Origin of the sequence: Nesterenkonia salmonea, assembly GCF_005771525.1 — a bacterium.
Lineage (GTDB): Bacteria > Actinomycetota > Actinomycetes > Actinomycetales > Micrococcaceae > Nesterenkonia > Nesterenkonia salmonea.
The window spans coordinates 1-25,636 of sequence record NZ_VAVZ01000044.1 but is presented as its reverse complement, the minus strand read 5'-3'; the positions used below and the strand labels follow the sequence as shown (position 1 = coordinate 25,636).

Here is a 25,636-nt window from a genome sequence, read left to right as displayed (position 1 = left end):
CACGCGGGCATTTCAGGATGAGTCAACGACTAGGTCCAGGCGGGCATCTGGGATGAGTCAATGCGGGCGTTTTGTTCCTCTGCGTGAGGACATGTATAGTCAGTCATTGACCAAAGACCGCCGGTCGCTTTAGCCGTGCGAGAATCAGTTGGCGCTGAATCTCGTGGTCACCGGGACCCCCGGAGTGTGGCTGAGCTTTAAAGACCCTCACGGGCGACCTGCGCAGGTGGACTAAGCCAACGTTGTACGTCAGTATTTCTGATGTTCTGTTGAGCCCTGTGCACTTGTGCATGGGGCTTTTTCTATGCCCCCACCTGTGATTCTGACTGGCAATGTAATTCGGAAGGAGTGCCATGGCGAATCCTGAGAAGGCGGCCGCCGTTGCAGAGCTCAAGGAGCTTTTCAACGCGTCAAACGCTGCCGTGCTCACGGAATACCGCGGCCTCTCCGTCGGCCAGCTGCAGCAATTGCGGCGGTCCGTGCGGGAGAACGCAAACTACGCCGTGGTGAAGAACACGCTGACCGAGATCGCAGCCAAGGAAGTCGGCATCGAGTCCTTCGAGGGACAGATGAGCGGACCTTCTGCGATCGCTTTCGTTCACGGCGATGCTGTGGACGTGGCAAAAGCTCTGCGTGACTTTGCCAAGGACAACCCTCAGCTCATCGTCAAGGGCGGCTACATGGATGGCAAGCCCCTGACTGAGGATGAGGTGAAGAAGCTCGCGGATCTTGAGTCCCGTGAGGTTCTGCTCGGCAAGCTGGCTGGTGCCTTCATCGGTGCTCAGACCAAGGCGGCCGCAACATTCCAGGCTCCGATCTCCAAGATGGTTCGGACCGTGGAAGCCCTGCGCGCGAAGCAGGAAGACGCTGCCTGACGCTTGTCAGTGCACACAAACGAAAACAAGATCCGTTTCAAACACGTAAGGAGCCAACCCCATGGCTAAGTTGAGCCACGACGAACTGATTGAACAGTTCAAGGAAATGAGCCTCATCGAGCTCTCCGAGTTCGTCAAGGTCTTCGAAGAGACCTTCGACGTGACTGCAGCAGCTCCGGTTGCCGCAGCAGGTGCAGCACCGGCTGGCGGCGACGCTGCCGAGGCTGAAGAGCAGACTGAGTTCGACGTCATTCTTGAAGCCGCTGGCGACAAGAAGATCGGTGTCATCAAGGAGGTGCGCGGCTTGACCTCCCTCGGACTGAAGGAGGCCAAGGAGCTGGTCGACGGTGCACCTAAGGCTGTGCTGGAAGGTGCAGACAAGGAATCCGCTGAGAAGGCAAAAGAGGCCCTCGAGGGCGCAGGCGCCACCGTCACCCTCAAGTGATTGGTGCGGCTTATGCCGCTCTCACCAGCTGAATCTCAGCTGTCACTCGAAACCCCGGTCTACTCCGTTGAAGGAGCGGACCGGGGTTTCGGCGTTAACAAACAGATAGATTTATGAGACGTCCCTCAGATTCGCGTGCCAGGCTTGGGCCGAAGCCCGGCAACGATGAGTGACATGCCCGCAAGCGAGCAGATCACCAGGCCAACAACAAGTGGCTCAACTGTGATGCCGAATGCTACTGAAGCCACCACCCAGCCGGCCAACAGCAGACTGATCAGCGCGAACACCACCGAGCCCAAACGGACCCTGCGGTTGTCTCGGGATGACGACGACGCCACCTCTGCCGTGCGCTCAGGGGTCACCGCGCCAGTGGACTCTTCCTGTCCTTCAGCGCGTTCCCACCAGCGCGGCTTCCGCTCTGGTTCCTTCCACGTGAAATCGCGTTCGGATTGGGCCCTGAGGGACTCAGCGAGCAGGGCGTCAACGTCCTCCGGCTCAGGGGGGATCGGCACCGTGTGCTGATGAGTGTTGCGGCTCTGCTCTTCGGCGTCGTTGGACGGGCCCGCCTTGTCACTCATTCCTGCTCCTCCTCATCGCTGAAGATGCCTAGCTCTTCCTGGTTGTAGGTGGTCTCGTCATAGATGACCACATTGCCGAAAGCGTTGCCGACCTGAAGCTCCACGGTGCCCGCAGCAACGTCTGGGCCGAAGGTCTCCGGGGTGGAGCCTATGCCTTGATATGAGTGCCACAGTGATTGGGTCCGGATGTCCATATTGCCCAGAAAATTTCCGCGCTCAATTTCCCAGTAGACATCATCCGGCAGCACTATGGTGGCGTTGCCGAAGGCATTGTTGACATCAACGGTGGTGTGAAAATCCCGCGTTTGTGCGAACTCGGCCGCGGCGGTGGAGTCCGAGAAGTCGATCTCATCATCGGCGGTGAATCTGTCGCTGAGATCCCGAAGATCAACGGTGGTGTTGGCGAAAGCCGTATTGATGGACTCCGACTGCGTCTCGTAGTTCCCGAAGACATGATTCGAACTGTCCTGCAGGTTCGACGGGGCGAACAGGAACACCACCACCATCAACACCGTGAATGTGCCCAAGAGACCGCCGCGGCCCCGTGTGCCGCGCACTGCCGAGCCAAGGTGCATCAGCGCCAGCAGCGTCACCACAAGCGCCAGCCCCAAAAGGACTGCATTGGTGGTGGCTAAGCCGATCGTGGTGGCGAACCACATGGCAGCGGCGATCATCGGTACAGCCAGCAGTGCCAAGCCAAAGCTCACCATTCGCCGGCGACGCTTCTCCTCTGCGACCCGGGGGTCCTCACTCGCTTTCCTTTTGGGCGGAGAGGAGACCTTCATACTGCCGGTTGTGGCGTGTGAGGTCCCCGCATGAGTGCGCTCAGCAGCGGGGTGTGATGGGGATCCGCTGTGCGACGCAGAAGCCGAAGCGCTGGCTGTTGGTGGTCCCTCCTTGGGGTACCAGGCCGGCTTGCCGTCTTCGCGAAGGGTGTCCTGTTCCTCTGCCTGCGCCTTCGCGTCAGCGGATCGGTGGGCAGAGGTCCCGGCTTTTGGGGAGTCGCCCCGAGCCGAATGGTCCGTGCCGTTGCGCCGGTAGCTGCGGAAAATCGCCCACAGCAACCAGGCGACCAGGCCAATGATGACCAGGTTCAGCAGTATCGCAAATGGCCCCACAATGTTCGGGGTGAAGACATTAACTGCCCCCACCAGGGTCATGATGCCTGCGCCCCAGAACCCTGCTGGGTAGGCCCCACGCAGTGCCTGCTGCGCGTGGATATGACCCCGGGAGTCCGGCAGGAACATCCATGACAGTCCGTAGAACAGGGCCATGGGGGAGAAGAAGATGATGAAGGCCACGACTCCTATGCCGCGAACCAGGGCGGTGTCCCACCCGAGTTTCTGTGCCATCGCGGCACATACACCGGCGGCCCAGGCGTCATCGGGCCGTTGGATCCCCAGGGTGCGAACCCAATCGAAGACTTGGTGGCCGGCTTCACGGCGGCCGTGATCTGAAGTGCTCATGCCTACAGTCTCGTCCTGTTGGAGCCGTCACCGCTATGCGGGACGGCCCTGATCCCACCCTGATCTAACCCCTGAAGCGCCCGAATCGCCTGTCTGACGCGGGTGCGCCCATGACACTATGGAGAGGTGGAAACAACGACGCCGGATCAGGACCAGGTGCCCCAGCGGCCTCCGCTGCGCCGGGCACTGGGCACGCCTGTCGCAGGGGTCTGTCTGGGGCTGTCGCGCCACCTGGGATACCCCGTACCACTGGTGCGGCTGGCGTTCATTGTCCTGACACTTACTGGTGGAATTGGGCTCGTCCTCTACTGCTGGCTGTGGGTTTTCGCTCCGACGGAAAAGGAACCGACTCGGGAAGCTGCGGTTCGTGGGCTGAGCGGTCCAGCTTTGGCGGCGTACGAGCCGCGGCCGCAGGACAACACTTCAGGCAGCGCATCAACCAGAGTTCAGCGCGGACTGGACACGTTGACCTCGTCGCCGGAAATCATGATGGGCAGCGTTCTGCTGGGGCTTGGCGCCCTGATGTTGGCCCAATTGCTGGGGTTCAGCATTGACTGGCGGATCGTCGTGGTCCCAGTAGTGATTATCGGAGGTGTCGTCCTCGCCTGGTCGCAGTTGGACCGCTCACTCACTGCGCAGGGTCACGGAGACCCGGGCCAACGCAATGCGGCTCTCTGGCAGATCAGTTGTGGGGCCGCCTTGGTGCTCGTCGCCATGCTGGTGATCGCCGGCGGTCTGGTGGGCACGGGAGAACTCATTGCCGGAACCATCGTGGGTGCCATACTGCTCGCTGGCCTAGCCCTGGTATTGGCGCCGTGGTTCATCAAGCTCTACCGCACCTCCCAGGTCGAACGTGAGCGCGCCGCGGCTGAGGCGGAGCGGGCTGACATCGCCGCGCATCTTCACGATTCGGTGCTGCAGACCCTGGCCATGATCCAGAAGCAGAAGTCTGACCCGGCCGAGGTGGAACGCCTGGCTCGCAGCCAAGAGCGGCAGCTGCGCTCATGGCTCTACCGGCAGAACGCCCAAGCCACCGGGACCTTGAAGGACCAAGTTCTTTCGGTCGCTGCTGAACTGGAGGAACTGCACTCTGTTCCCGTTGAGGTAGTGGCGGTGGGGGAGTCGCGGCGTCGTCAGCATGATCCCCTGGTGGCCGCTACACGCGAGGCAATCCTCAACGCGATTCGACACGCTGGCCCGGCTTCGGTCTACATTGAGTCCACTGAGGTGGAGGACGCCGTGTTCGTCAGAGATCGGGGTGCCGGTTTTGAGCTGGAGTCAATAGCTGAGGACCGCATGGGTGTGCGGGAGTCCATCATCGGCCGGATGAATCGCGTCGGTGGGAGCGCCCGGATACGCTCTCGGCCCAGCGGTACTGAGGTCCAGCTCTTCATGCCGGTGGAAGATCAGTCGCCTGGCAATGGTTCACAGGGCGCACCTACGCAGGTTGATGCAGAGAGGCAGCAGGAGTGAGCACAGAGAGCACCGCGCATCGCCGCATTGTCATCGTGGACGACCACAGAATCTTCCGTGCCGGTCTCAGGGCAGAACTTGGTGACTCTGTTGAGGTGGTCGCTGAAGCTTCAACCGTCGATGAGGCCGCCCAGGTCATACGGCAGACACTGCCTGAGGTCGTCCTGTTGGACGTACATATGCCCGGTGGCACCGGCGGTGGTGGAGCTGAGGTGGTCAAACTCTGCCGCGACCTGCTGGAGCAGGTGAAGTTCTTGGCGATCAGCGTCTCCGACCAGGCCACTGACGTGGTGTCAGTGATTCGTGCTGGGGCGCGCGGCTACGTGACTAAGACGATCAGCACAGATGAGCTGTTGGGCGCCATTGACGCTGTCGCGGCGGGCGACGCCGTCTTCTCACCTCGTCTGGCCGGATTCGTGCTTGACGCTTTCGGCACCTCTGGGCTCGCCGAGGATGTTCGCGATGAGGAGCTGGACCGGCTTTCGGCACGCGAGGTGGAGGTCATGCGGTTGATAGCCCGCGGATACACCTACCGGGAGATCGCCTCCGAGCTGTTTATTTCGATCAAAACAGTGGAGACCCATGTGTCTAAGGTGCTGCGCAAACTGCAGCTCTCCAGCCGTCATGAGCTCACGCGTTGGGCAGAACAGCGTCGCATCGTCTAGTCCACCATTGTCGGGGCGCGTTGTCGTTCCTCACCGTCTGGTTCCAGCAGTGGTTGCGTTGAACCCCGAACCACCAGCTCGGGGGCGATCGTCACGTGCTTGTCCTCCATACGGCCTCCGAGTCGTTCCCTGAGCATCTCCAAAGCCAGCCGCCCCATCTCGATCCGCGGTTGGTCCACACTCGTCAGTTGTGGGCGGAGCATCCGGCAGATGCTGGAATTGTCGTAGCCGACGATGCTCAACTGCTCCGGCAGCCGTACTCCTGCATCGAGGCACGCCCCCACTAGGTCGGCTGCGACCCGGTCGTTCTGGGTGAACACCGCGGTGGGGGCGTCCTTTTCCTGCTGAATCTGGAACACCAGGTACTTGATCGCCGACTCCAGTTGCTCGGGACCTTCCACTTGGGGCTCCACACCCGGTAATCGGGCGCGCATCATCTCGCTGAATGCTGCGCGCCGGTGCATCGCCGCTGGTCGTGTTGAGCTCGTCAGATGCGCAATGTTGGTATGCCCCAGACTGGTCAGATGCTCTACGGCCAACCGTGCGCCGATTTCATCCCGGTTGGCCACAGTGTCTACCCCTGGCACGTGGTTCGGGAGTCGGCCGACCACCACTAGCGGGACTCGCTTGTTGATGCGTTCCAAGTACTGCGGCGGAACCCAGGAGGAAATGATGACAACTCCTTCCACCCCGAGGGCCAGCAGTGAATCAAGCTCAGTCTGTAATCGTTGAGTATCTCTGCGGCCATGTCCGATCACCAGTCTGAGATCGTTCTCGGTTGCGGCATCTTCCACCCCGGCGGTGACATCTCGGTGGTAGCTGTTACCGAGGTCCTGCAGCAGAATTCCGACCAGCCCGGTGCGGCCCTGGACCAGCGAGCGTGCCCACACGTTCGATTTGTATCCCAGCTCTTGGGCGATGCCCAGAATTCGTTCCCGTGTGGCCTCAGAGACTCCACGTTGATTCCGGATCGCCAGAGAGACTGCCGATTTGGACACACCGGCTGCCTCAGCGACATCGTGAATCGTTGGCTGGCGGTCCATGCGACGTCGCGCGGGCGCGGAGGGGGTGAGCTTAGGGGGCATCGGCAGATCCAGTCATCAGAGGCGCAAGTAGAGGTCTGAGCCAAAGATTATGCGGCCAAAGTAGCCAAAAGGGCCGAATCTGGTGCGTTCCAGCACTTTGTCGTGGAAGGTTCCACAACTGTTTACCTCGCGTCTCACAGCCAGTCACTGCGTGTTCGTCTTTCCAACGACGACGCACTAGGGCCAGTAGTCGGTTTCGTTCACAAAGGGGAGGGCGTCTGATGTAGGTTCTGATCAGCTGGTGTCGGCCCCGCTTCAAGGTTGTGGGTTACGTTTGTAGGGATGGATGGAACCAGAGCACGTGCGGCCGCTGTGCTGACGGTGCTGGGGGTGTTCCTGCTCATTGTCGCCTCCGCTGTCCAGATTCCACGTTATGCAGGTCCGTTGCGCGGTTGGAACCCTGATGCCACTAGTCCGGAGGAAGGGCCCCCTGTCCTAGAGTGCCCGGATGATCCAGCCGAGTCGGAAGCAGCCCCGGCGTGGTGCAATGCGCCGGAAGGCCCCAACCTGGGGGAGGAACTGGGCGAATCGGCCCGCATTGACCTCAGTTCCTTGGAGTCAGCTTTCACGGTCACAGCGGTGCTCGCAGTGCTTGGCCTGATCGGCGCTGCGGGCTATTTCTTGTTGAGATGGTGGGGGGAGCGTTCCGTCGACCGATCTGAGCCGCCTGAAGTGGTCGAAGACCTTGAGCTCGCAGCCCAAGTGACAGGTGCGGTGCGTGAACGGGCTCTAGCAGAAGACAGGCCTCGAAACGCGATAGTGGCCTGTTGGGTGGCATTGGAGGACGCTGCAGAGGGCGCGGGAGTACACCGTAGCGGATCCGAGACGGCTGAAGAGTTTACTCAGCGTGTGCTCGAACGGTGGGACGTCGACGCTGCGACTATCACTGAGCTGGCCGAGCTTTACCGCACTGCGAGGTTCTCCCGTCAGGAGCAGACCACGGAAGATCGGAATCGGGCAGTGGCAGCTTTGGACCGGGTGCACAAGGCCATCGAAACTCGCCGAGACGCTCAAAAGAACACGGAGACTGGGCTGTGAAGCGGCGCATCAAGCTCAGCGCCGCTGCATTACTGTGTGGGCTTGCACTGTTCATCGCTCTGTGGTTGCAGGATCTAGTGCCGCACCCATGGGCGTTGGGTCTGTTGGTCTGCCTGATTCTTGTACTGGGCGCATTCGCGGTGATCTCTACGGTCCTGAAGTTCGACGACATCACCACATGTGTCCAATGGTTTCCCGCCGGACCAGTGGACGCAGCCCCTGCCTTTGGGGCCGCTGAACCCCGACTGCGGAAGCTTCGCAAGATGCTAGCGGAGTTGGATGTGGATGCCGCGGCGGGAGCCGAACTTCACGAAACTCTCAATGTTCTGGCACATGAGCGGCTACGTGCCCGGTGAATCAGCCAAGACCATGATCCTGAAGAGTGGGCACAAGCACTTGGCCAAGAACTGGAGCGCTACCTCCACGGCCCGCCTCCGGAGCGTCTGACACTCGATACTTTGTCCCAAGTCATCACACGAATCGAGGAACTGTGACAAGTACACCCTGGCCACCACCACCTCCAGATCCCGGAGTCAGCGCAAAGGCCGCGTTGGTCTTGGATCAGGTTGAGACAGCGGTCGTCGGCAAACGGGAGCAGCTCACCCTGACTCTGGCCGCTCTCCTCGCCGGTGGGCATGTGCTGCTGGAAGATCTTCCTGGACTGGGCAAGACTCTCGCGGCACGGTCCTTCGCCCAAGCATTGGGGCTGGATTTCGCCCGTGCTCAGTTCACCCCTGATCTGCTGCCGGCAGATCTGACAGGTGCCTACATCTATGACCAGCGCAGCGGCGAATTCCAGTTCCGCAAGGGCCCGCTTTTCACTGGGCTCATGCTGGCAGATGAGATCAACCGTACGCCGCCCAAAACGCAGTCGGCGCTTTTGGAAGCTATGGGGGAGAAGCAAGTCACAGTTGAGGGTCAAACCTTCACTTTAGACCGGCCTTTCCACGTTCTGGCGACGTCGAATCCGGTGGAGTATGAGGGAACGTATCCGCTTCCGGAGGCTCAGCTGGACCGCTTCCTGATTCGGTTGTCCTTCGGGTACCCGGAAGTTGAGGACGAACGCGACATTCTGCGCCGCCGCCTGGATCGACAGAAGGAAGAAATCGTATTGGATGCCGTCACCGATGCCGCGGGCCTGACAGCCATGCAGCAAGCGGTGGAAAAGGTACCGGTTGAGGATGACATCACCGCATACTGTGTCCGGCTCGCCGGTGCCACACGCAGAGCAGCCGGAGTCCATGTGGGGGCCTCTCCACGAGGGTCACTTGCGCTGATTCTGATGGCACGCGCCTACGCGGTCATCGCAGGGCGTACCTACATTGTCCCGGAGGACGTCAAAGCCGTTGCGCATCCGGTGCTCGATCACCGAGTGGTTCTCAAGCCGGAGCTCTGGATGTCTGACACTAAGCCGGCACAGATTGTGGACACGGTGCTCCGTGATGTTCCCGTGCCCGCCGCCCGAGACGGGGAACCTCACCGGCGATGACAGAAACCGACGAGTCAAGCACCACGCAGCAGCCAGGTCGGTGGCTCCTGACCCATGCGCACCTGAGAGCCATTGTGGTGGCGGCTCTAGGTACTATCGCTGGTTTGATCGCAGCCCGTCCGGATGTTCTCGTTCTAGTGGTTCCCCTCCTGCTTGCGGCAGTTTGGTCGATCATCGCGAAGCCCACCGGCCAGCCATGGGCGACTGGACGCCTTGCAAGGGACCGAGTAGCAGAGGGCGAATCGAACGCAGTCATCGTACGTGCTGGTGATATGCGCGGAGGGGATTTCGCCGCAGTTTCTCTGGCCCCCATGCCCTGGGTGCAGCGTCGCCCTGATCATGGATCCCGGGTCGCGGCCATAGGCGGCGGCGGAGCGGAAGCTCATTTCACTCTGGGGGCTGACCCACAGCGGTGGGGCGACCGCAAAATATGGGGCCACCCTCGTTGGAGCAGTTGGGCCCTGGGCTGCCTACGTGTGGGGGCCGGTCCCCCTGGCTGGAAAACAACGTCCCGTAACTCCAGCGGCCGAACCTTTCGACTCCGGTGTCCCCGCTCCACATCCTCGAGGAGTTGTAGGCCACCACCGGGCGTCTCGCCCCGGCCAGGGAAGCGAATTCAGCAGCATCCGGCCATTCCAATGGGGAGACCGGCTAAAGAACATTAACTGGCCGCGCTCGCTACGCAGCAGCGAGTTGCATGTGACATCTACCCACGCCGATCAGGACACGCATGTGGCACTCATCCTCGACGCGCAGAGTGATCTTGGCTCGTCCGAAGGCATCGGGACGGAGTCGTCAACCCTGGACCGGTCGGTCCGCGCAGCGGCCGCCATTGGAGAGCATTTCGCGCTCCAGGGAGATCGCGTCAGCCTGCAGATCATGTCAGGTGCCATGCCCAAGCGGTTGATGCCGGGCAGTGGGCCCGCTCATTTTCGCCGCCTGCTCGATGTCCTGGGTGGTGCGGTACCGGCGCCCGAACGCGAAGTTGACCCTGCGAATATCCGACTCGGGCTCCGTGCCGGCACATTGGTCGTCATCGTCTCGTCCTTCGTGTCTGAAGGGGTCCTCGTCCGGGCGGCAGCCCTGGCGCGCAGCGGCCTCACCGTCGTCGCAGTAGATGTGTTGGGTGAGACGCAACTCCATAATGAGAGCATTGACGTTCCAGACCAGCTTGCATGGAGAGTCCGAATGTTGGAACGAGAGCGTGAAATTCGCCGTGTGACTCAGGCTGGCGTGTCCCTTGTTCCATGGCGTGGACCGGGAAGCCTAGACATGGTGTTGCGGATGCTGACGCGTCGAGGATCGGCCGGGATGGTCTGATGCGAGAACTGGTGCGTCACGGTTCCACCGAGCAGCTCGTGCTCAGGGCAGTAGTCGCCTTGGGAGGCATGCTTTTCGCTGGAGTGCTTACGCTTGCCTCCGGACGGGACTGGTTCGATCTCGGGACTGCGGTTATCCCTGCGCTCTTGAGCATCGCCGCGGCCCTGTACCCGCGAAATGTCATGCCACTGGCGCTGCTGCTTTATTTGGTCATTCTCTGGGTGGGGGTCAATGACGATGTCCGCACCGCGTGGACACTGCCCGCAGCCGCGCTGATTTTGCTCATCCACTCGGCTAGCGCACTGGCGGCCGTGCTCCCGATTGCCGCTCCTGTGCCCCGTCAGATGTGGGTCAGTTGGGGAGGGCGCATTGCCGCGCTGATGGGGATCACGGTCATCGCGTGGATGATTGTTCGCGCCATGGCCGGTATGGACGTGCCTTTTGCCGCATTTATCCTCCTGGTGAGCTCCGGTGCATTTTCGATCGCAGCCCTAGCGCACGACCGCTGGGCCAAGCGCCTGTGATGCATCCCCTGACTCGTGACTGGTTCTTCAGAACTGGCGGAAGTCATCTGAATGCCCAACACACCATAGGGAGGTTCCGGGGTTGTCACTGAGGTGCTAATGTGGACGCCGTCACCTCCAATCTGGGGGTATGAGGCGTGCACTTGCGTGCGCCCGGCCTTTCTGTGTATCCTGAAACTTCGCGTTTCCCCTCACATCTTCGTGCCTTCATATAGCGGTAGGCGCAATTGGGGTTGCAGCTACTTCAACAAGTAGCGCAACCTTCAAGACACCTGTGGAAGCGATCCGGTACGCAAAACGTAAAAGGTCTGTGGAAGGATCCCTCTTGGTCGCCTCGAGCACCTCACCAAATACCGCTGCATCGGCCCGCACTCCCGAGTACGCCGGCCGTCTCTCATTCGCAAAGATCCACGAACCCCTCGATGTCCCGGAGCTGCTCGCTCTGCAGATCGAGTCTTTTGACCGTCTGGTGGGCAATGAAGCCTGGGCCGCCCGTGTGGCTGAGGCTAAGGAAAAGGGCATCAAGGGTGTCTCTGACACTTCTGGCCTGTCTGACATCTTCGAAGAGATGTCACCCATTGAAGACTTCCAGGGAACAATGTCCCTGAGCTTCTCCGATCCGGAGTTCGCTGACCCGAAGTTCACCGTGGAGGAGTGCAAAGACCACGACACCACGTACTCGGCGCCTTTGTACGTCAAGGCCGAGTTCATGAACCACAACACCGGTGAAATCAAGCAGCAGACCGTCTTCATGGGCGACTTCCCGCTGATGACTAACCGCGGTACGTTCATCATCAACGGCACCGAGCGCGTCGTCGTATCGCAGCTGGTGCGTTCCCCTGGTGCCTACTTCGAGTCCTCCCAGGACAAGACCACCGACAAAGAGATCTTCACAGCTAAGGTCATCCCGTCCCGCGGCGCATGGTTCGAGCTGGAAATCGACAAGCGCGATCAGGTCGGTGTGCGTCTGGACCGAAAGCGCAAGCAGCCCGTGACCGCTCTGCTAAAGGCCATTGGCTGGACTGAATCCCGGATTCTTGAGGAGTTCGGTGGATACGACTCCATCCGCGCCACCATCGAGAAGGACACGTTCGAAACTCAGGACGAGGCGCTACTGGACATCTACCGCAAACTGCGCCCGGGCGAGCCGCCGACTGTTGAAGCCGCGCGTGGACTGTTGGAAGGTCTCTACTTCACACCCAAGCGCTATGACCTGGCCAAGGTGGGCCGCTACAAGCTCAACCGCAAGCTGGGCGTGGACAAAGACTTCACTGACTCCGACGCCAGTGTTCTCACCGAAGATGACATCACCGCGATGATCCACTACCTGTGTGCTCTGCACGCCGGTCAGCGGACCACCAAGGGTGTCCGCGACGGTGCTGAAATCGAGATCCCCGTCACTGTTGACGACATCGATCACTTCGGTAACCGCCGCATCCGTGCGGTAGGCGAGCTCATCGAGAACCAGGTCCGTACCGGACTGTCTCGTATGGAGCGTGTGGTTCGTGAGCGTATGACCACGCAGGACGTTGAGGCGATTACCCCGCAGACGCTGATCAACATCCGCCCTGTGGTGGCCTCCATCAAGGAGTTCTTCGGCACCTCCCAGCTGTCGCAGTTCATGGATCAGAACAACCCGCTGGCCGGCCTGACGCACAAGCGGCGTCTGTCCGCGCTGGGTCCAGGTGGTCTGTCCCGTGACCGCGCGGGTATGGAAGTCCGTGACGTCCACCCCTCCCACTACGGGCGTATGTGCCCGATTGAGACTCCTGAAGGCCCGAACATCGGCCTGATCGGATCCTTGGCGACCTATGGCCGGATCAACAACTTCGGCTTCATTGAGACCCCCTACCGCAAGGTGGTCGACGGCAAGGTCACCGAGCAGATCGAGTACCTTACCGCCGATGATGAGCTCGTGGCCAACATCGCCCAGGCAAACGCACCACTGGAGGAGGACGGCAGCTTCACAGAGGCCACAGTCCTCTGCCGCGGCAACGTCTCCTCCGGTGAGCAGGGCGAGCCGATCCTCGTGGAGCCAGAAGGCATCCACTTCATGGACGTCTCCCCGCGCCAGATGGTCTCCGTAGCTACAGCTCTTATTCCATTCCTTGAGCACGACGACGCCAACCGTGCACTCATGGGCGCGAACATGCAGCGTCAGGCTGTGCCGCTCCTGGAATCGGAGTCGCCACTGGTCGGCACCGGTATGGAGAAGTACGCCGCGATTGACGCAGGCGACTCTGTGACTGCCATGAAGGCCGGCGTCGTTACCAAGGTCGCAGCTGATCTCGTCATCGTTCAGAACGACGACGGCAGCTACACCAACTATCCGATCATGAAGTTCCAGCGTTCCAACCAGGGCAACGCATATAACCAGCGGGTGCGCGTGACTGAGGGCGACCGGGTCGAATACCAGTCGATCATCGCCGATGGTCCCTCCACCGAGCATGGTGAGCTAGCCCTGGGGAAGAACCTGCTGGTGGCTTTCATGTCATGGGAGGGCTACAACTTCGAAGACGCGATCATCCTGTCCCAGCGACTGGTGCAGGACGATGTGCTGACATCCATCCACATCGAAGAGCATGAGGTCGACGCACGCGACACCAAGCTCGGCGCCGAGGAGATCACCCGGGACATTCCCAACGTTTCCGAGGAAATGCTGGCTCAGCTCGACGAGCGCGGCATCATCCACGTAGGCGCCGAAGTCGACTCCGGTGACATCCTGGTTGGTCGTGTCACTCCCAAGGGTGAGACGGAACTAACACCTGAAGAGCGCCTCCTGCGCGCTATCTTCGGGGAGAAGTCCCGCGAAGTCCGCGATACCTCCCTCAAGGTTCCGCACGGCGAGTCCGGCACTGTCATCGGGGTGCGCATCCTGGATGACGGCGATGACGACCACGAACTGCCCCCTGGTGTGAACCAGGTCGTCCGGGTCTACGTCGCCCAGAAGCGCAAAATCACTGATGGTGACAAGCTCGCTGGCCGCCACGGCAACAAGGGTGTTATCTCCAGGATCCTCCCAGTAGAAGACATGCCATTCCTGCCTGACGGGACTGCGGTCGACGTCGTGCTCAACCCCATGGGTGTGCCAGGACGTATGAACATCGGTCAGGTCATGGAACTGCACCTGGGTTGGGCGGCAGCGAACGGTTGGAAGATCGCCGGTAACCCCGAGTGGCTCAACTCCCTGCCGAACCTTCCCAAGGAGACCGGCCCCTGCAAAGTCGCCACACCAGTGTTCGACGGCGCCGAGCCGGACGAGCTCACAGGCATTCTGGCGTCCACCAACCCCTCCCGGGACGGCGAGCAGCTGGTCGGGCCTGATGGTAAAGCCCAGCTGTTCGACGGTCGCTCAGGTGAACCCTTCCCCGACTCAGTCGCGGTCGGTTACATGTACATCCTGAAGCTGCACCACCTCGTGGATGACAAGATCCACGCACGCTCCACCGGACCGTACTCCATGATTACCCAGCAGCCGCTGGGTGGTAAGGCACAGTTCGGCGGCCAGCGCTTCGGTGAGATGGAGGTGTGGGCACTGGAAGCCTACGGTTCCGCCTACACCCTCCAGGAACTGCTGACCATCAAGTCTGATGACATCCACGGCCGCGTCAAGGTGTACGAGGCCATCGTCAAGGGCGAAGACATTCCAGAACCTGGTGTTCCGGAATCCTTCAAGGTGCTCATCAAGGAGATGCAGTCGCTCTGCCTGAACGTGGAGGTGCTCAACGAGCACGGCCACGCCTTCCAGATGCGCGACGCTGATTCTGAGGACTCCGGCTTCTCCGCCGCAGAAGAACTCGGTATCGACCTCTCCAGGGCAGAGCCCAGCTCAGTCGAAGAAGTCTGAACGACTTCACTCGACTCACACGCTTGACGAATTTTTACAGACAGAAAAGAGAGATACCGGACTATGTCCACTGAATCCTCATTCGACACCATGCGCATCGGGCTGGCCACCACCGACGACATCCTTCGCTGGTCCCACGGCGAGGTGAAAAAGCCAGAAACCATCAACTACCGCACGCTGAAGCCTGAGAAGGACGGCCTGTTCTGCGAGAAGATCTTCGGACCTTCCCGGGACTGGGAGTGCTACTGCGGCAAGTACAAGCGTGTGCGCTTCAAGGGCATCACGTGTGAGCGCTGTGGGGTTGAGGTCACCCGTTCAAAGGTCCGCCGTGAGCGGATGGGCCACGTTGAGCTAGCTGCTCCTGTGACCCACATCTGGTACTTCAAGGGTGTGCCCTCACGTCTGGGTTACCTCCTTGACCTGGCGCCCAAAGACCTTGAGAAGGTCATCTACTTCGCCGCCTACATGATCACCTCCGTGGACGACGAACGTCGCCACGAGGATCTGCCCAACCTCCAGACTGAGGTCGATCAGGAAATCAACCACCTGACCTCCCAGCGTGACGCGGATATCGCTGCCATCGCCAAGGAACTCGAAGACGGCCTCGCCGAACTTGAGTCCGAGGGTGCAAAGGCTGCGGAGAAGAAGAAATTCCGCGAGACCAAAGAGAAGCAGATGGCTCAGCTGCGCAAGCGCTCTGATGCCGAGATCGAACAGATCCAGAACGTCTGGGACCGTTTCAAGAACATCAAGGTCGGACACCTCGAGGGCGACGAAACGCTTTTCCGTGAAATGCGGGCAAAGTACGGGCAGTACTTCGAGGGCGCCATGGGGGCTGAATCCATCCAGAAGCGGCTGAAGTCCTTCGACATGGAGGCAGAAGCTGAGTCGCTACGCGAGACCATCGCCACAGGCAAAGGTCAGCGTAAGACTCGCGCCCTGAAGCGTCTCAAGGTCCTCAACGCGTTCCTGGTCAACGGCAACTCGCCCACAGGCATGGTCGTCGAGGCCGTTCCCGTCATTCCGCCGGAGATCCGGCCCATGGTCCAGTTGGACGGCGGACGGTTCGCCACCAGCGACCTCAACGATCTCTACCGTCGCGTGATCAACCGCAACAACCGCCTCAAGCGACTGTTGGACCTGGGCGCGCCAGAGATCATCATCAACAACGAAAAGCGCATGCTGCAGGAGTCTGTTGACTCCCTGTTCGACAATGGTCGGCGCGGCCGCCCGGTCACCGGACCAGGCAACCGCCCATTGAAGTCGTTGTCTGACATGCTCAAAGGCAAGCAGGGACGTTTCCGTCAGAACCTGCTTGGCAAGCGCGTCGACTACTCAGGCCGTTCGGTCATCGTGGTCGGTCCGCAGCTGCGCCTGCACGAGTGCGGTCTGCCCAAGCAGATGGCGCTGGAGCTCTTCAAGCCCTTCGTGATGAAGCGCCTGGTTGACCTCAACCACGCTCAGAACATCAAGTCCGCCAAGCGGATGGTGGAGCGTCAGCGCTCCGCCGTGTGGGATGTGCTGGAAGAGGTCATCACCGAACACCCTGTGCTGCTGAACCGTGCACCAACACTGCACCGTCTGGGAATCCAGGCATTCGAGCCGCAGCTCGTGGAGGGTAAAGCCCTCCAGCTCCACCCGCTGGTGTGTGCTGCGTTCAACGCCGACTTCGACGGTGACCAGATGGCTGTCCACCTGCCACTGGGCCCTGAGGCGCAGGCCGAGGCGCGCATCCTGATGCTGTCCTCGAACAACATCCTCAAGCCCTCCGATGGACGCCCCGTTGCTCTTCCCGCACAGGACATGATCATCGGTCTGCACCACCTCACCACTGTCCGCGAGGACGAGGTCGGCGCCGGCCGGGTGTTCTCCTCACTGGGTGAGGCGCAGATGGCGTTCGATCTGCAGCAGCTGCACCTCAACGCACCGGCAAGAATCCGTGTAGAAGGTTTCGTGCCCTCGAAGCAGACACCTGCGCCGGAAGGGTGGGAAGAAGGTCAGCCCGCCCTGATCGAAACCACGCTGGGCAAAGTGCTCTTCAACGAGCTGCTCCCGGTGAACTACCCCTGGCAGGATCAGGTGGCGGACAAGAAGTCGCTGGGTACGCTGATCAACGACATCTCAGAGCGGTACACCACTGTTGAGGTTGCCCAGACTCTGGACCACCTCAAGGACGCCGGCTTCTACTGGTCCACCCGTTCCGGTGTGACCGTCGCGATCTCGGACATCACCTCGAACTTCGACAAAGCCGCCATCATGGACAAGTACGAGGCCCAGGTCGCGAAGGTGGAGGAAGAGTTCGGACTCGGTTTCATCGGCAGAGAGAACCGAACCCAGGAGCTCCAGGAGATCTGGGGCAAAGCCACCTCGGAGATCGAGAAGGCGATGATGGAGGGAATGGACTCCCTCAACAACGTCAACCGGACGGTCACCTCAGGTGCCCGAGGCAACTGGAACCAGATCCGCCAGATCGCCGGTATCCGTGGGCTGGTGACGAACCCTAAGGGTGACATCATCCCGCGGCCCATCAAGTCCTCCTACCGCGAGGGCCTGACAGTGCTGGAGTACTTCATCGCAACGCACGGTGCTCGTAAGGGCTTGGCGGATACCGCGCTGAAGACCGCGAACTCCGGATACCTGACCCGTCGTCTGGTGGACGTCTCTCAGGACGTCATCGTGCGCGACGAGGACTGCGGGACCTCCCGCGGACTCACCGTGCCGATCGCTCAGCCGAAGTACTACGCCCATGAGGACGATCTCCGTCCTGACGGTGTGCTCGTGAAATCAGGGCGCAAGTACGTCACCGAGGAGATTGAAGAGGGTGGCGAGTTCGAGCTCCACAAGATGGTCGAGACCTCGTCCTACTCCCGGACGCTGGCCGAGACTGTCGCGGACGCCAACGGTGAAGTCTTGGCGGAAGCCGGGACCGAGGTCGGCGACGTGCTGATCGGGAAGCTTTTTGAAGCAGGCGTGAAGACCATCAAGGTCCGCTCTGTACTGACCTGTGAGTCCCCGGTCGGAACCTGCGCGGCGTGCTACGGCCGTTCCATGGCCGCAGGACACCGTGTCGACGTGGGTGAGGCTGTCGGCATCATCGCCGCCCAGTCCATCGGTGAGCCCGGTACCCAGCTGACCATGCGTACGTTCCACTCCGGTGGTGTGGCATCAGCTGATGACATTACCCAGGGTCTTCCCCGTATTCAGGAGCTCTTCGAAGCTCGTACTCCCAAGGGTGTGGCTCCCATCGCGGAGTCCTCCGGACGGGTGCACTTCGAAGAGGATGAGAAGCAGGCCCGCCTGGTTCTTACCCCGGATGACGGCACTGAGGAGCAGGTCTACCCGATTCTTCGTCGCGCTAGGCTGTTGATCGACCTCGGGGAGGACAACTCCGGGACTGCTCACGTGGAAGTCGGCACCCAGTTGGTCCGCGGTCACGTGGACGCCAAACAGGTGCTCCGCGTGCTCGGACCCCGGGCTGCCCAGAAGTTCCTGGTGGCAGAGGTCCAAGAGGTCTACCAGTCCCAGGGCGTCGGTATCCACGACAAGCACGTCGAGGTCATCGTCAGGCAGATGTTGCGCCGGATCACGGTCATCGAATCCGGGGAGACAACCTTGCTCCCGGGTGAGCTGGCAGACCGTTTCCGGTTCCAGAACGCCAATAAGGCAGCCTTCGAGCAGAACAAACGTCCGGCCTCCGGACGTGACGAGCTCATGGGTATCACCAAGGCCTCACTGGCTACCGATTCATGGCTCTCCGCCGCATCCTTCCAGGAGACCACCCGGGTCCTGACCCAGGCGGCAATGGAAGGCAAGTCAGATCCGCTGCTGGGTCTGAAGGAGAACGTGATCATCGGTAAGCTCATCCCGGCAGGTACCGGACTGGACCGCTATACGCAGACCCAGGTCGAGCCCACAGAGGACGCCAAAGCGAACCTCTTCACCGGACCGAGCCTCTATGGTTCGAGCTTCGATTACGCCGGTGCTGACGGTGACAATGAGTTCCACGCGATCCCGCTGGAGGACTACAACACCGACGTCGACTTCCGGTAAACACCGGATAGCGGCAGCACAGCACCACTGAGGGCCTGGGAGCACAACAGCTCCCGGGCCCTCAGTCGTGTGCAGGAAGATCGCTCACAAGAATGCCCAGGTGGGCCGCCAAATGCGGCGCCAGCGCCTCAAGCTGCATCGGAGAGACTGTCGCACCGCTGAGTTGCTGAAGCCCAGTGACATGCTGAAAATCAGCACCTCTGAAGTCCACGTCGGTCAACCGCGCTGCGCTGAGAACCAGAGTTCGGACCGTGCAGTCCCTGAACTGGACACGCTTGGCTTCTGCGCCGGTCAAATCCAGCTCGCCGATCTGGCACCTTTCCAGAAGGACATCAGAAAGCCGGGCGCCTCTGAAATTGACCAGATCAAGTTTGCTGTCCCAGACATGGACCCCGGACCATTCCGCGTCATAAAGCTCCGCAGCACCCCACCGGGACCCCGAGATAGACACATCACGCCAAACGGATCGCGCGCAGCTCAGCAGCGGCGCATTCAACCTGGCGATACTGGTTTCGATCACGCTCAGGCCTCCCAGATCCGCATCGACAACAGAGACATCCTCCACCGCGCATTCCACAAAACTCGCATCTCTGAGTTGTACCCCCACAAGCTCAGCCGAAGCCAGCAGACGCCCCTCTGCGGACGCCCGGCTCACAAACTCATCACTCGTGATCGGTTCGAGGTGACGCGGTCGGTGCAGGTTGAGTCTGGGAGAGATCATGTGAATAACCTAGCGCGTGAGTCAGACCCTTCCGGCGCCGTCACGGTGTGGTCACGATTGCCTGAGAAGCATTGACCCTGGTCCATCCCGGTCGTAACGTCCGCACCATGCGTCTGGAATTGAGATGGTGTGCAGTACTCGTGATGGCTCTGTTCACCTTGGCATCCTGCAGTTCCGCAGAGGACGGTATAGAGGGCCCTGAGGTCGAAGAGGGTGGAGCAGCTGAGGCCATTGACACTGACGACGCCGTGGCCGATTCTCCAGGCGATGTTCCGGGGGAGGACAGTGAGGCTGACCGCCAGGTAGTAACCACCGCCTCTGCTGTGGTGGAGGTCGACAACACCCGAGAAGCCTCGCAGTCCGTACTCGACCAGGTCGTCGGAGTTGGTGGTCATGTCGAGGCACGGGAAGAGAACACGGACGACGACGGCAGGCCCACTCACGCACGTCTCACCGTCCGAGTGCCGGCGGAAGACCTCAATGACGTCATTGAGAGCCTCGAGAGCGTTGGAGACGTCACTGAGCTGAGTGAATCCGCGCGCGACGTCACAGGGACTGTGCGGGATCTCGACGCGAGAATCGAGGCGTTGCAGACCTCAGCGGATCGACTCATCGAGATCATGGGTGAAGCGGATACAGCAGAAGAGCTCCTGCAAGTGGAAACAACACTGAGCGAGCGCCAAGCTGACCTGGAGTCCTTGCAGGCGGAGCGGAACGCTCTGGGCGACCAGGTGTCCATGTCCACACTCCACGTGACCTTGAGCACCGAACCTGTCTCAGAGGTGGAGGCTGACGGGTTCATGGGCGGTCTGCAGACCGGCTGGAACGGGCTCGTAGGCTTTATCAACGCAGTGCTGGTCATTACGGGCGCGGCGCTTCCCTGGTTTGCGGTGTTCGCTGTACCAGCCGGCATCGCCATTGTGCTGATCAGAAAGAGAATGCATCGGAGGAGGCCCAAGGTGGCACCCGTATGTGAGGGTTCCACAGGGCCACAGCCTGAGCCGCGCCCGGTGCCCGAAGAAGCCGATCCCGTCAATGAGGCCACTCCCGCAGATGGTCAGACCGACCGGCATTAGCATCCACACGCACCAGCTGGTATTGTTGACTTGATTGTTTCTGTGTGGCAGTAGGACTCGGTCCGGGTTGCGGGGAAGGTGCGCAACAAATGCCACATATTTTCATGCTCAGCCGCTTGCGGATGTAGCGAACAGAGAGCCTCAACGGTTCTCAGATCTCGCTGCAAGCCGCAAAAGCTAGGAGCCTGAAGCAGTGGCGGAGCTTCACCGGCGCAGAGACTTGCCCGGCCGGCAACGGCCATACGACCTGAACAACAATGGAGATTGCATAGTGCCTACTATTCAGCAGCTGGTGCGCAAAGGGCGCGCCCCCAAAGCCGCGAAGAACGCTACTCCCGCACTGCAGGGATCCCCGATGCGCCGCGGCGTGTGCACTCGCGTGTACACAACTACCCCCAAAAAGCCGAACTCCGCGCTTCGCAAGGTGGCACGTGTCCGCCTCGGCGGCGGCGTGGAAGTCACCGCCTACATCCCCGGTGAGGGCCACAACCTGCAGGAGCACTCGATCGTGCTTGTTCGCGGCGGCCGTGTGAAAGACCTCCCCGGCGTCCGCTACAAGATCGTCCGCGGCGCCCTCGACACCCAGGGTGTCAAGGGACGCGGCCAGGCACGTAGCCGCTACGGTGCCAAGAAGGAGAAGAAGTAATGCCTCGTAAGGGACCCGCGCCTAAGCGCCCACTCGTCCAGGACCCCGTCCACGGCTCCCCACTGGTCACTCAGTTGATCAACAAGGTGCTCGTCGACGGCAAGAAGTCCACAGCTGAACGCATTGTCTATGGTGCGCTCGATGGTGTCGCGAAGAAGACTGGCGAAAACTCAGTCGACACCCTGAAGACCGCTATGGACAACGTCCGCCCCGCACTCGAAGTGCGCTCACGCCGCGTTGGCGGTGCCACCTACCAGGTGCCCGTCGAGGTTAAGCCTGGCCGCGCCACCGCTCTCGCTCTGCGCTGGCTGGTCGGCTACGCCAAGGACCGCCGTGAGAAGACGATGACCGACCGCCTGATGAACGAGATCCTCGACGCCTCCAACGGCCTGGGTGCTGCAGTCAAGCGCCGCGAGGACACCCACAAGATGGCCGAGGCCAATAAGGCATTCGCCCACTACCGCTGGTAATAAGGAATAGGGGAATTCACCGTGGCACAACAAGAGGTGCTCACTGACCTCAAGAAGGTCCGTAACATCGGCATCATGGCACACATCGATGCCGGGAAGACCACCGCAACAGAACGCATCCTGTTCTACACCGGCATGAACCACAAGATCGGTGAAACCCACGACGGTGCGTCCACGACGGACTGGATGGAGCAGGAAAAAGAGCGCGGCATCACGATCACCTCCGCCGCGGTGACCTGCTTCTGGGGCGACAACCAGATCAACATCATCGACACCCCGGGACACGTTGACTTCACCGTTGAGGTGGAGCGCGCCCTTCGGGTCCTCGATGGCGCTGTCGCTGTCTTCGACGGCAAAGAAGGCGTGGAGCCGCAGTCTGAGACTGTCTGGCGCCAGGCTGATAAGTACAACGTGCCCCGCATCTGCTTCGTCAACAAGATGGACAAGCTCGGCGCTGACTTCTACTACACCGTGGACACCATCAAGTCCCGTCTGGGCGCAACACCACTGGTGATGCAGCTGCCCATCGGTGCAGAGAATGACTTCGTCGGAGTCGTCGACTTGCTGCAGATGAAGGCCCTCGTGTGGCCTGGCGATGCCAAGGGTGACGTGACCATGGGCGCTGAATACGAGATTCAAGAGATCCCGGAGGACCTGAAGGAGCGCGCTGAGGAGTACCGCAGCACGCTCGTTGAACAGGTCGCCGAAGCTGACGATGTACTGATGAACAAGTACCTCGAAGGTGAAGAGATCTCCAACGACGAGCTCAAGGAAGGCGTCCGTAAGCTCACCGTAGCTTCCGCTGCCTACCCAGTCTTCTGTGGCTCCGCATTCAAGAACCGCGGCGTGCAGCCGATGCTCGACGCTGTCATCGACTACCTGCCCACCCCGGCAGACGTCGAAGCTATGGAAGGGCACAAGCCCAACCATGAGGACGAAATCCTGACCCGCCGGCCCCGCAAGGACGAGCCTTTCGCAGCCTTGGCGTTCAAGATTGCTGCTCACCCGTTCTTCGGTCAGCTCACCTTCATTCGCGTGTACTCCGGCAAGCTGTCGGCTGGCGCGCAGATTGTGAACTCCACCAAGGGCAAGAAGGAGCGCATCGGAAAGCTCTTCCAGATGCACGCCAACAAGGAGAATCCGGTCGAGGAGATCCAAGCCGGTCACATCTACGCGGTCATCGGGCTCAAGGACACCACCACCGGTGACACCCTCTGCGATCCGAACGAACAGATCGTGTTGGAGTCGATGACCTTCCCGGAGCCTGTCATCTCCGTGGCCATCGAGCCCAAGTCAAAGGGTGACCAGGAGAAGCTCTCCACGGCGATCCAGAAACTGGCGGCCGAGGACCCCACCTTCACCGTTACGCAGAACGACGAGACTGGCCAGACCGAAATCGGTGGCATGGGCGAGCTTCACCTGGACATTCTGGTGGACCGCATGCGTCGCGAATTCAAGGTCGAGGCCAACGTCGGCAAGCCCCAGGTGGCGTACCGCGAGACCATCAAGAAGCGCGTGGAGAAGGTCGACTACACCCACAAGAAGCAGACTGGTGGTTCGGGACAGTTCGCCAAGGTGCTCGTGAACTTCGAGCCCCTGGACACCTCCGAAGGAGAACTCTACGAGTTCGCCAACCAGGTGACCGGTGGACGCATCCCCCGCGAGTACATCCCCTCGGTTGATGCAGGCATCCAGGACGCTATGGGTCTCGGCATCCTCGCCGGCTACCCAATGGTCGGCGTCAAAGCAGAACTGGTTGATGGTGCCTACCATGACGTCGACTCCTCGGAAATGGCGTTCAAACTTGCCGGATCCCAGGTGTTCAAGGAAGGCGCACGACGGGCCAGCCCAGTGCTGCTCGAGCCAATGATGTCGGTTGAAGTCCGTACTCCGGAGGAGTACATGGGCGACGTCATCGGTGACCTCAACTCTCGCCGCGGCCAGATCCAGTCCATGGACGACGCAGCAGGAGTGAAGGTCATCAAAGCGCTCGTGCCACTGTCCGAAATGTTCGGCTACATCGGCGAGCTACGCTCCCGTACACAGGGCCGCGCAGTGTTCACCATGTCCTTCGACTCCTACGCAGAGGTTCCGAAGGCAGTGGCTGAAGAAATCATCGAGAAGAGCCGCGGCGAGTAGCCTCGGCGTGGACAACTAAATTTCACCAAAACCCGTGAAGTGAGTAGACTTGCGAAAGTTTCAGCCTGGGACACCCCTGTGCCTGAATAAAGTCTTACTGACTCAAACCACGTTCTATAGGAGGAACCTGTGGCTAAGGCAAAGTTCGAGCGGACTAAGCCGCACCTGAACATCGGCACCATCGGTCACGTCGACCACGGCAAGACCACTCTGACTGCCGCGATTTCAAAGGTGCTCGCTGATAAGTTTCCTGACCTCAATGAGGCCAAGGACTTCGCCGGGATCGACAACGCTCCAGAGGAGCGCGAGCGCGGCATCACCATCAACGTCTCCCACGTGGAGTACCAGACCGACAAGCGTCACTACGCCCACGTCGACGCTCCAGGTCACGCTGACTATGTGAAGAACATGATCACCGGTGCCGCTCAGATGGACGGCGCAATCCTCGTGGTTGCTGCTACTGACGGCCCAATGGCACAGACTCGCGAGCACGTTCTCCTGGCTCGCCAGGTCGGCGTTCCGAGCCTGCTGGTGGCTCTGAACAAGTCCGACATGGTGGATGACGAGGAGCTTCTCGACCTGGTCGAGATGGAAGTTCGTGAACTGCTCTCCGATCAGGAGTTCGACGGCGACAACGCTCCCGTGATCCGCACTTCAGGCCTGAAGGCACTTGAAGGCGACGCCGAGTGGGTCAAGACCGTGGAAGACCTCATGGACTCAGTCGATGAGTTCATCCCGGAGCCGGAGCGTGACAAGGACAAGCCTTTCCTCATGCCAATCGAGGATGTCTTCACGATCACCGGCCGCGGTACAGTCGTTACCGGTCGCGCCGAGCGTGGCACTCTGAAGATCAACTCCGAGGTCGAGATTCTCGGCATCCGTGACAAGCAGAAGACCACCGTCACAGGTATCGAGATGTTCCACAAGCAGCTCGACGAGGCTTGGGCCGGTGAGAACTGTGGTCTGCTGCTTCGCGGTCTGAAGCGTGACGACGTCGAGCGCGGTCAGGTGGTGGCAGCCCCTGGCTCGATCACCCCCCATACCAAGTTCGAGGCCAACGTCTACATCTTGTCCAAGGACGAGGGTGGCCGTCACAACCCCTTCTACACCAACTACCGTCCGCAGTTCTACTTCCGTACAACTGACGTGACCGGTGTGATCGAGCTGCCTGAGGGCACTGAGATGGTGATGCCCGGTGACAACACCGAGATGACCGTCGAGCTCATCCAGCCGATCGCTATGGAAGACGGACTTGGGTTCGCCATCCGTGAAGGTGGACGCACCGTTGGATCCGGCAAGGTCACTAAGATCCTCGCCTGATCAATTTCAGTACAAACCGTGAGGCCCCCGGCACTGTGAAGGTGTCGGGGGCCTCACGCATTAAGAACCGTTGGGTCTCCTCCACACGCGCCCTAGGCTCGCGAGAGGCTGGCAGCGAACTGACGGCACAGGGTGAACTCGAAAGACGGACATGATGGATAGTGCGCTGCTCGTCCGAATCCGCCGCAGCCCCCGGGCAGAGAAGGCGCGTAGTTCCAGAACCCTCAACCTGTGTACCGTCAAAGCCGTGGTGGGGACGGGTAGCGGCAGCGGCGGAGTAGCGGACAGCGATACCGGGCCCAAGCTCGGATAGACTGGCGTTTCTGGATGGGTCAATGCGGGAATCCTGGTGACTCATCTCAAGATGCCCGGGAAGTGTGAGTCGTTGACTCATTGAGTTTTGCCCGGT

20 protein-coding genes are annotated in these 25,636 nt (G+C 60.8%); 16 read left to right on the top strand and 4 right to left on the bottom strand.

The features are described 5' to 3' along the window. Positions 1–353 precede the first annotated feature (353 nt). A complete protein-coding gene (gene rplJ / locus FEF26_RS13355) occupies positions 354–875 on the top strand; it encodes a 50S ribosomal protein L10 (protein WP_138254039.1) in 522 nt (173 codons plus the stop codon). Between the two features lie 61 nt (positions 876–936). Further along, a complete protein-coding gene (gene rplL, locus FEF26_RS13350) occupies positions 937–1,320 on the top strand; it encodes a 50S ribosomal protein L7/L12 (RefSeq protein WP_138254038.1) in 384 nt (127 codons plus the stop codon). 125 nt (positions 1,321–1,445) lie between these two features. Here the strand turns inward: rplL and FEF26_RS13345 are convergent, their stop codons facing one another. Together FEF26_RS13345 and FEF26_RS13340 are read right to left on the bottom strand one after the other, a co-directional pair. After that, complete coding sequence (locus FEF26_RS13345) at positions 1,446–1,898, bottom strand: hypothetical protein (RefSeq protein ID WP_138254037.1); 453 nt, start codon at positions 1,896–1,898, stop codon at positions 1,446–1,448. Further along, complete coding sequence (locus tag FEF26_RS13340; protein ID WP_138254036.1) at positions 1,895–3,364, bottom strand: PspC domain-containing protein; 1,470 nt, start codon at positions 3,362–3,364, stop codon at positions 1,895–1,897. The genes FEF26_RS13345 and FEF26_RS13340 overlap by 4 nt, the downstream gene beginning before the upstream one ends. Before the next feature lie 126 nt (positions 3,365–3,490). Between FEF26_RS13340 and FEF26_RS13335 the strand changes: the two genes are divergently transcribed. Together FEF26_RS13335 and FEF26_RS13330 are read left to right on the top strand one after the other, a co-directional pair. Continuing rightward, positions 3,491–4,837 carry an ATP-binding protein gene (locus FEF26_RS13335; RefSeq protein ID WP_138254035.1) on the top strand — a complete coding sequence of 449 codons (1,347 nt, stop codon included), beginning with the start codon at positions 3,491–3,493 and terminating at the stop codon, positions 4,835–4,837. After that, on the top strand, positions 4,834–5,502 hold the full coding sequence (locus FEF26_RS13330; protein WP_138254034.1) for a LuxR C-terminal-related transcriptional regulator: 669 nt from the start codon (positions 4,834–4,836) through the stop codon (positions 5,500–5,502). Before FEF26_RS13335 ends, FEF26_RS13330 begins: the two co-directional genes overlap by 4 nt. Here the strand turns inward: FEF26_RS13330 and FEF26_RS13325 are convergent. After that, positions 5,499–6,587 carry a LacI family DNA-binding transcriptional regulator gene (locus FEF26_RS13325; protein WP_138254033.1) on the bottom strand — a complete coding sequence of 363 codons (1,089 nt, stop codon included), beginning with the start codon at positions 6,585–6,587 and terminating at the stop codon, positions 5,499–5,501. The genes FEF26_RS13330 and FEF26_RS13325 overlap by 4 nt on opposite strands. A 282-nt stretch (positions 6,588–6,869) precedes the next feature. Between FEF26_RS13325 and FEF26_RS13320 the strand changes: the two genes are divergently transcribed. The 7 genes from FEF26_RS13320 to rpoC all read left to right on the top strand — a co-directional run bounded on the left by FEF26_RS13320 (position 6,870) and on the right by rpoC (position 18,855). Further along, on the top strand, positions 6,870–7,625 hold the full coding sequence (locus FEF26_RS13320) for a DUF4129 domain-containing protein (RefSeq protein ID WP_138254032.1): 756 nt from the start codon (positions 6,870–6,872) through the stop codon (positions 7,623–7,625). Beyond that, the gene (locus tag FEF26_RS13315; RefSeq protein ID WP_138254031.1) at positions 7,622–7,981 is read left to right on the top strand and encodes a hypothetical protein; all 360 of its coding nucleotides are present in this window, start codon (positions 7,622–7,624) and stop codon (positions 7,979–7,981) included. Before FEF26_RS13320 ends, FEF26_RS13315 begins: the two co-directional genes overlap by 4 nt. Before the next feature lie 134 nt (positions 7,982–8,115). Next, positions 8,116–9,114, top strand: a complete 999-nt coding sequence (locus FEF26_RS13310) for an AAA family ATPase (RefSeq protein ID WP_138254030.1) — start codon at positions 8,116–8,118, stop codon at positions 9,112–9,114. Positions 9,115–9,588: 474 nt separating this feature from the next. Continuing rightward, positions 9,589–10,434, top strand: a complete 846-nt coding sequence (locus tag FEF26_RS13305) for a DUF58 domain-containing protein (protein WP_166433041.1) — start codon at positions 9,589–9,591, stop codon at positions 10,432–10,434. Further along, entirely contained in the window at positions 10,434–10,958 is a 525-nt protein-coding gene (locus FEF26_RS13300) for a hypothetical protein (RefSeq protein WP_138254028.1), read from the top strand. The genes FEF26_RS13305 and FEF26_RS13300 overlap by 1 nt, the downstream gene beginning before the upstream one ends. A 325-nt stretch (positions 10,959–11,283) precedes the next feature. Beyond that, positions 11,284–14,805: a DNA-directed RNA polymerase subunit beta gene (gene rpoB / locus FEF26_RS13295; RefSeq protein ID WP_138254027.1), complete on the top strand. Its 3,522-nt coding sequence runs from the start codon at positions 11,284–11,286 to the stop codon at positions 14,803–14,805. Between the two features lie 63 nt (positions 14,806–14,868). Continuing rightward, the gene (gene rpoC, locus FEF26_RS13290) at positions 14,869–18,855 is read left to right on the top strand and encodes a DNA-directed RNA polymerase subunit beta' (RefSeq protein WP_138254026.1); all 3,987 of its coding nucleotides are present in this window, start codon (positions 14,869–14,871) and stop codon (positions 18,853–18,855) included. A gap of 61 nt (positions 18,856–18,916) precedes the next feature. On the opposite strand, the gene FEF26_RS13285 is transcribed toward rpoC, so the two are convergent. Continuing rightward, positions 18,917–19,576: a pentapeptide repeat-containing protein gene (locus FEF26_RS13285; protein WP_138254025.1), complete on the bottom strand. Its 660-nt coding sequence runs from the start codon at positions 19,574–19,576 to the stop codon at positions 18,917–18,919. 143 nt (positions 19,577–19,719) lie between these two features. Between FEF26_RS13285 and FEF26_RS13280 the strand changes: the two genes are divergently transcribed. The 5 genes from FEF26_RS13280 (at position 19,720) to tuf (ending at position 25,227) form a co-directional block, all read left to right on the top strand. Beyond that, on the top strand, positions 19,720–20,652 hold the full coding sequence (locus FEF26_RS13280; protein WP_166433040.1) for a DUF4349 domain-containing protein: 933 nt from the start codon (positions 19,720–19,722) through the stop codon (positions 20,650–20,652). A gap of 271 nt (positions 20,653–20,923) precedes the next feature. Then, the gene (rpsL, locus tag FEF26_RS13275) at positions 20,924–21,298 is read left to right on the top strand and encodes a 30S ribosomal protein S12 (protein ID WP_138254023.1); all 375 of its coding nucleotides are present in this window, start codon (positions 20,924–20,926) and stop codon (positions 21,296–21,298) included. Continuing rightward, positions 21,298–21,768 carry a 30S ribosomal protein S7 gene (rpsG, locus tag FEF26_RS13270; protein WP_138169831.1) on the top strand — a complete coding sequence of 157 codons (471 nt, stop codon included), beginning with the start codon at positions 21,298–21,300 and terminating at the stop codon, positions 21,766–21,768. The genes rpsL and rpsG overlap by 1 nt, the downstream gene beginning before the upstream one ends. 21 nt (positions 21,769–21,789) lie before the next feature. Then, positions 21,790–23,907 carry an elongation factor G gene (fusA, locus tag FEF26_RS13265; protein WP_279536494.1) on the top strand — a complete coding sequence of 706 codons (2,118 nt, stop codon included), beginning with the start codon at positions 21,790–21,792 and terminating at the stop codon, positions 23,905–23,907. A 129-nt stretch (positions 23,908–24,036) separates the two neighbouring features. Continuing rightward, positions 24,037–25,227 (top strand): elongation factor Tu, encoded by a 1,191-nt coding sequence (tuf, locus tag FEF26_RS13260; protein WP_138254022.1) that lies wholly within the window; start codon positions 24,037–24,039, stop codon positions 25,225–25,227. Positions 25,228–25,636: the final 409 nt, after the last annotated feature.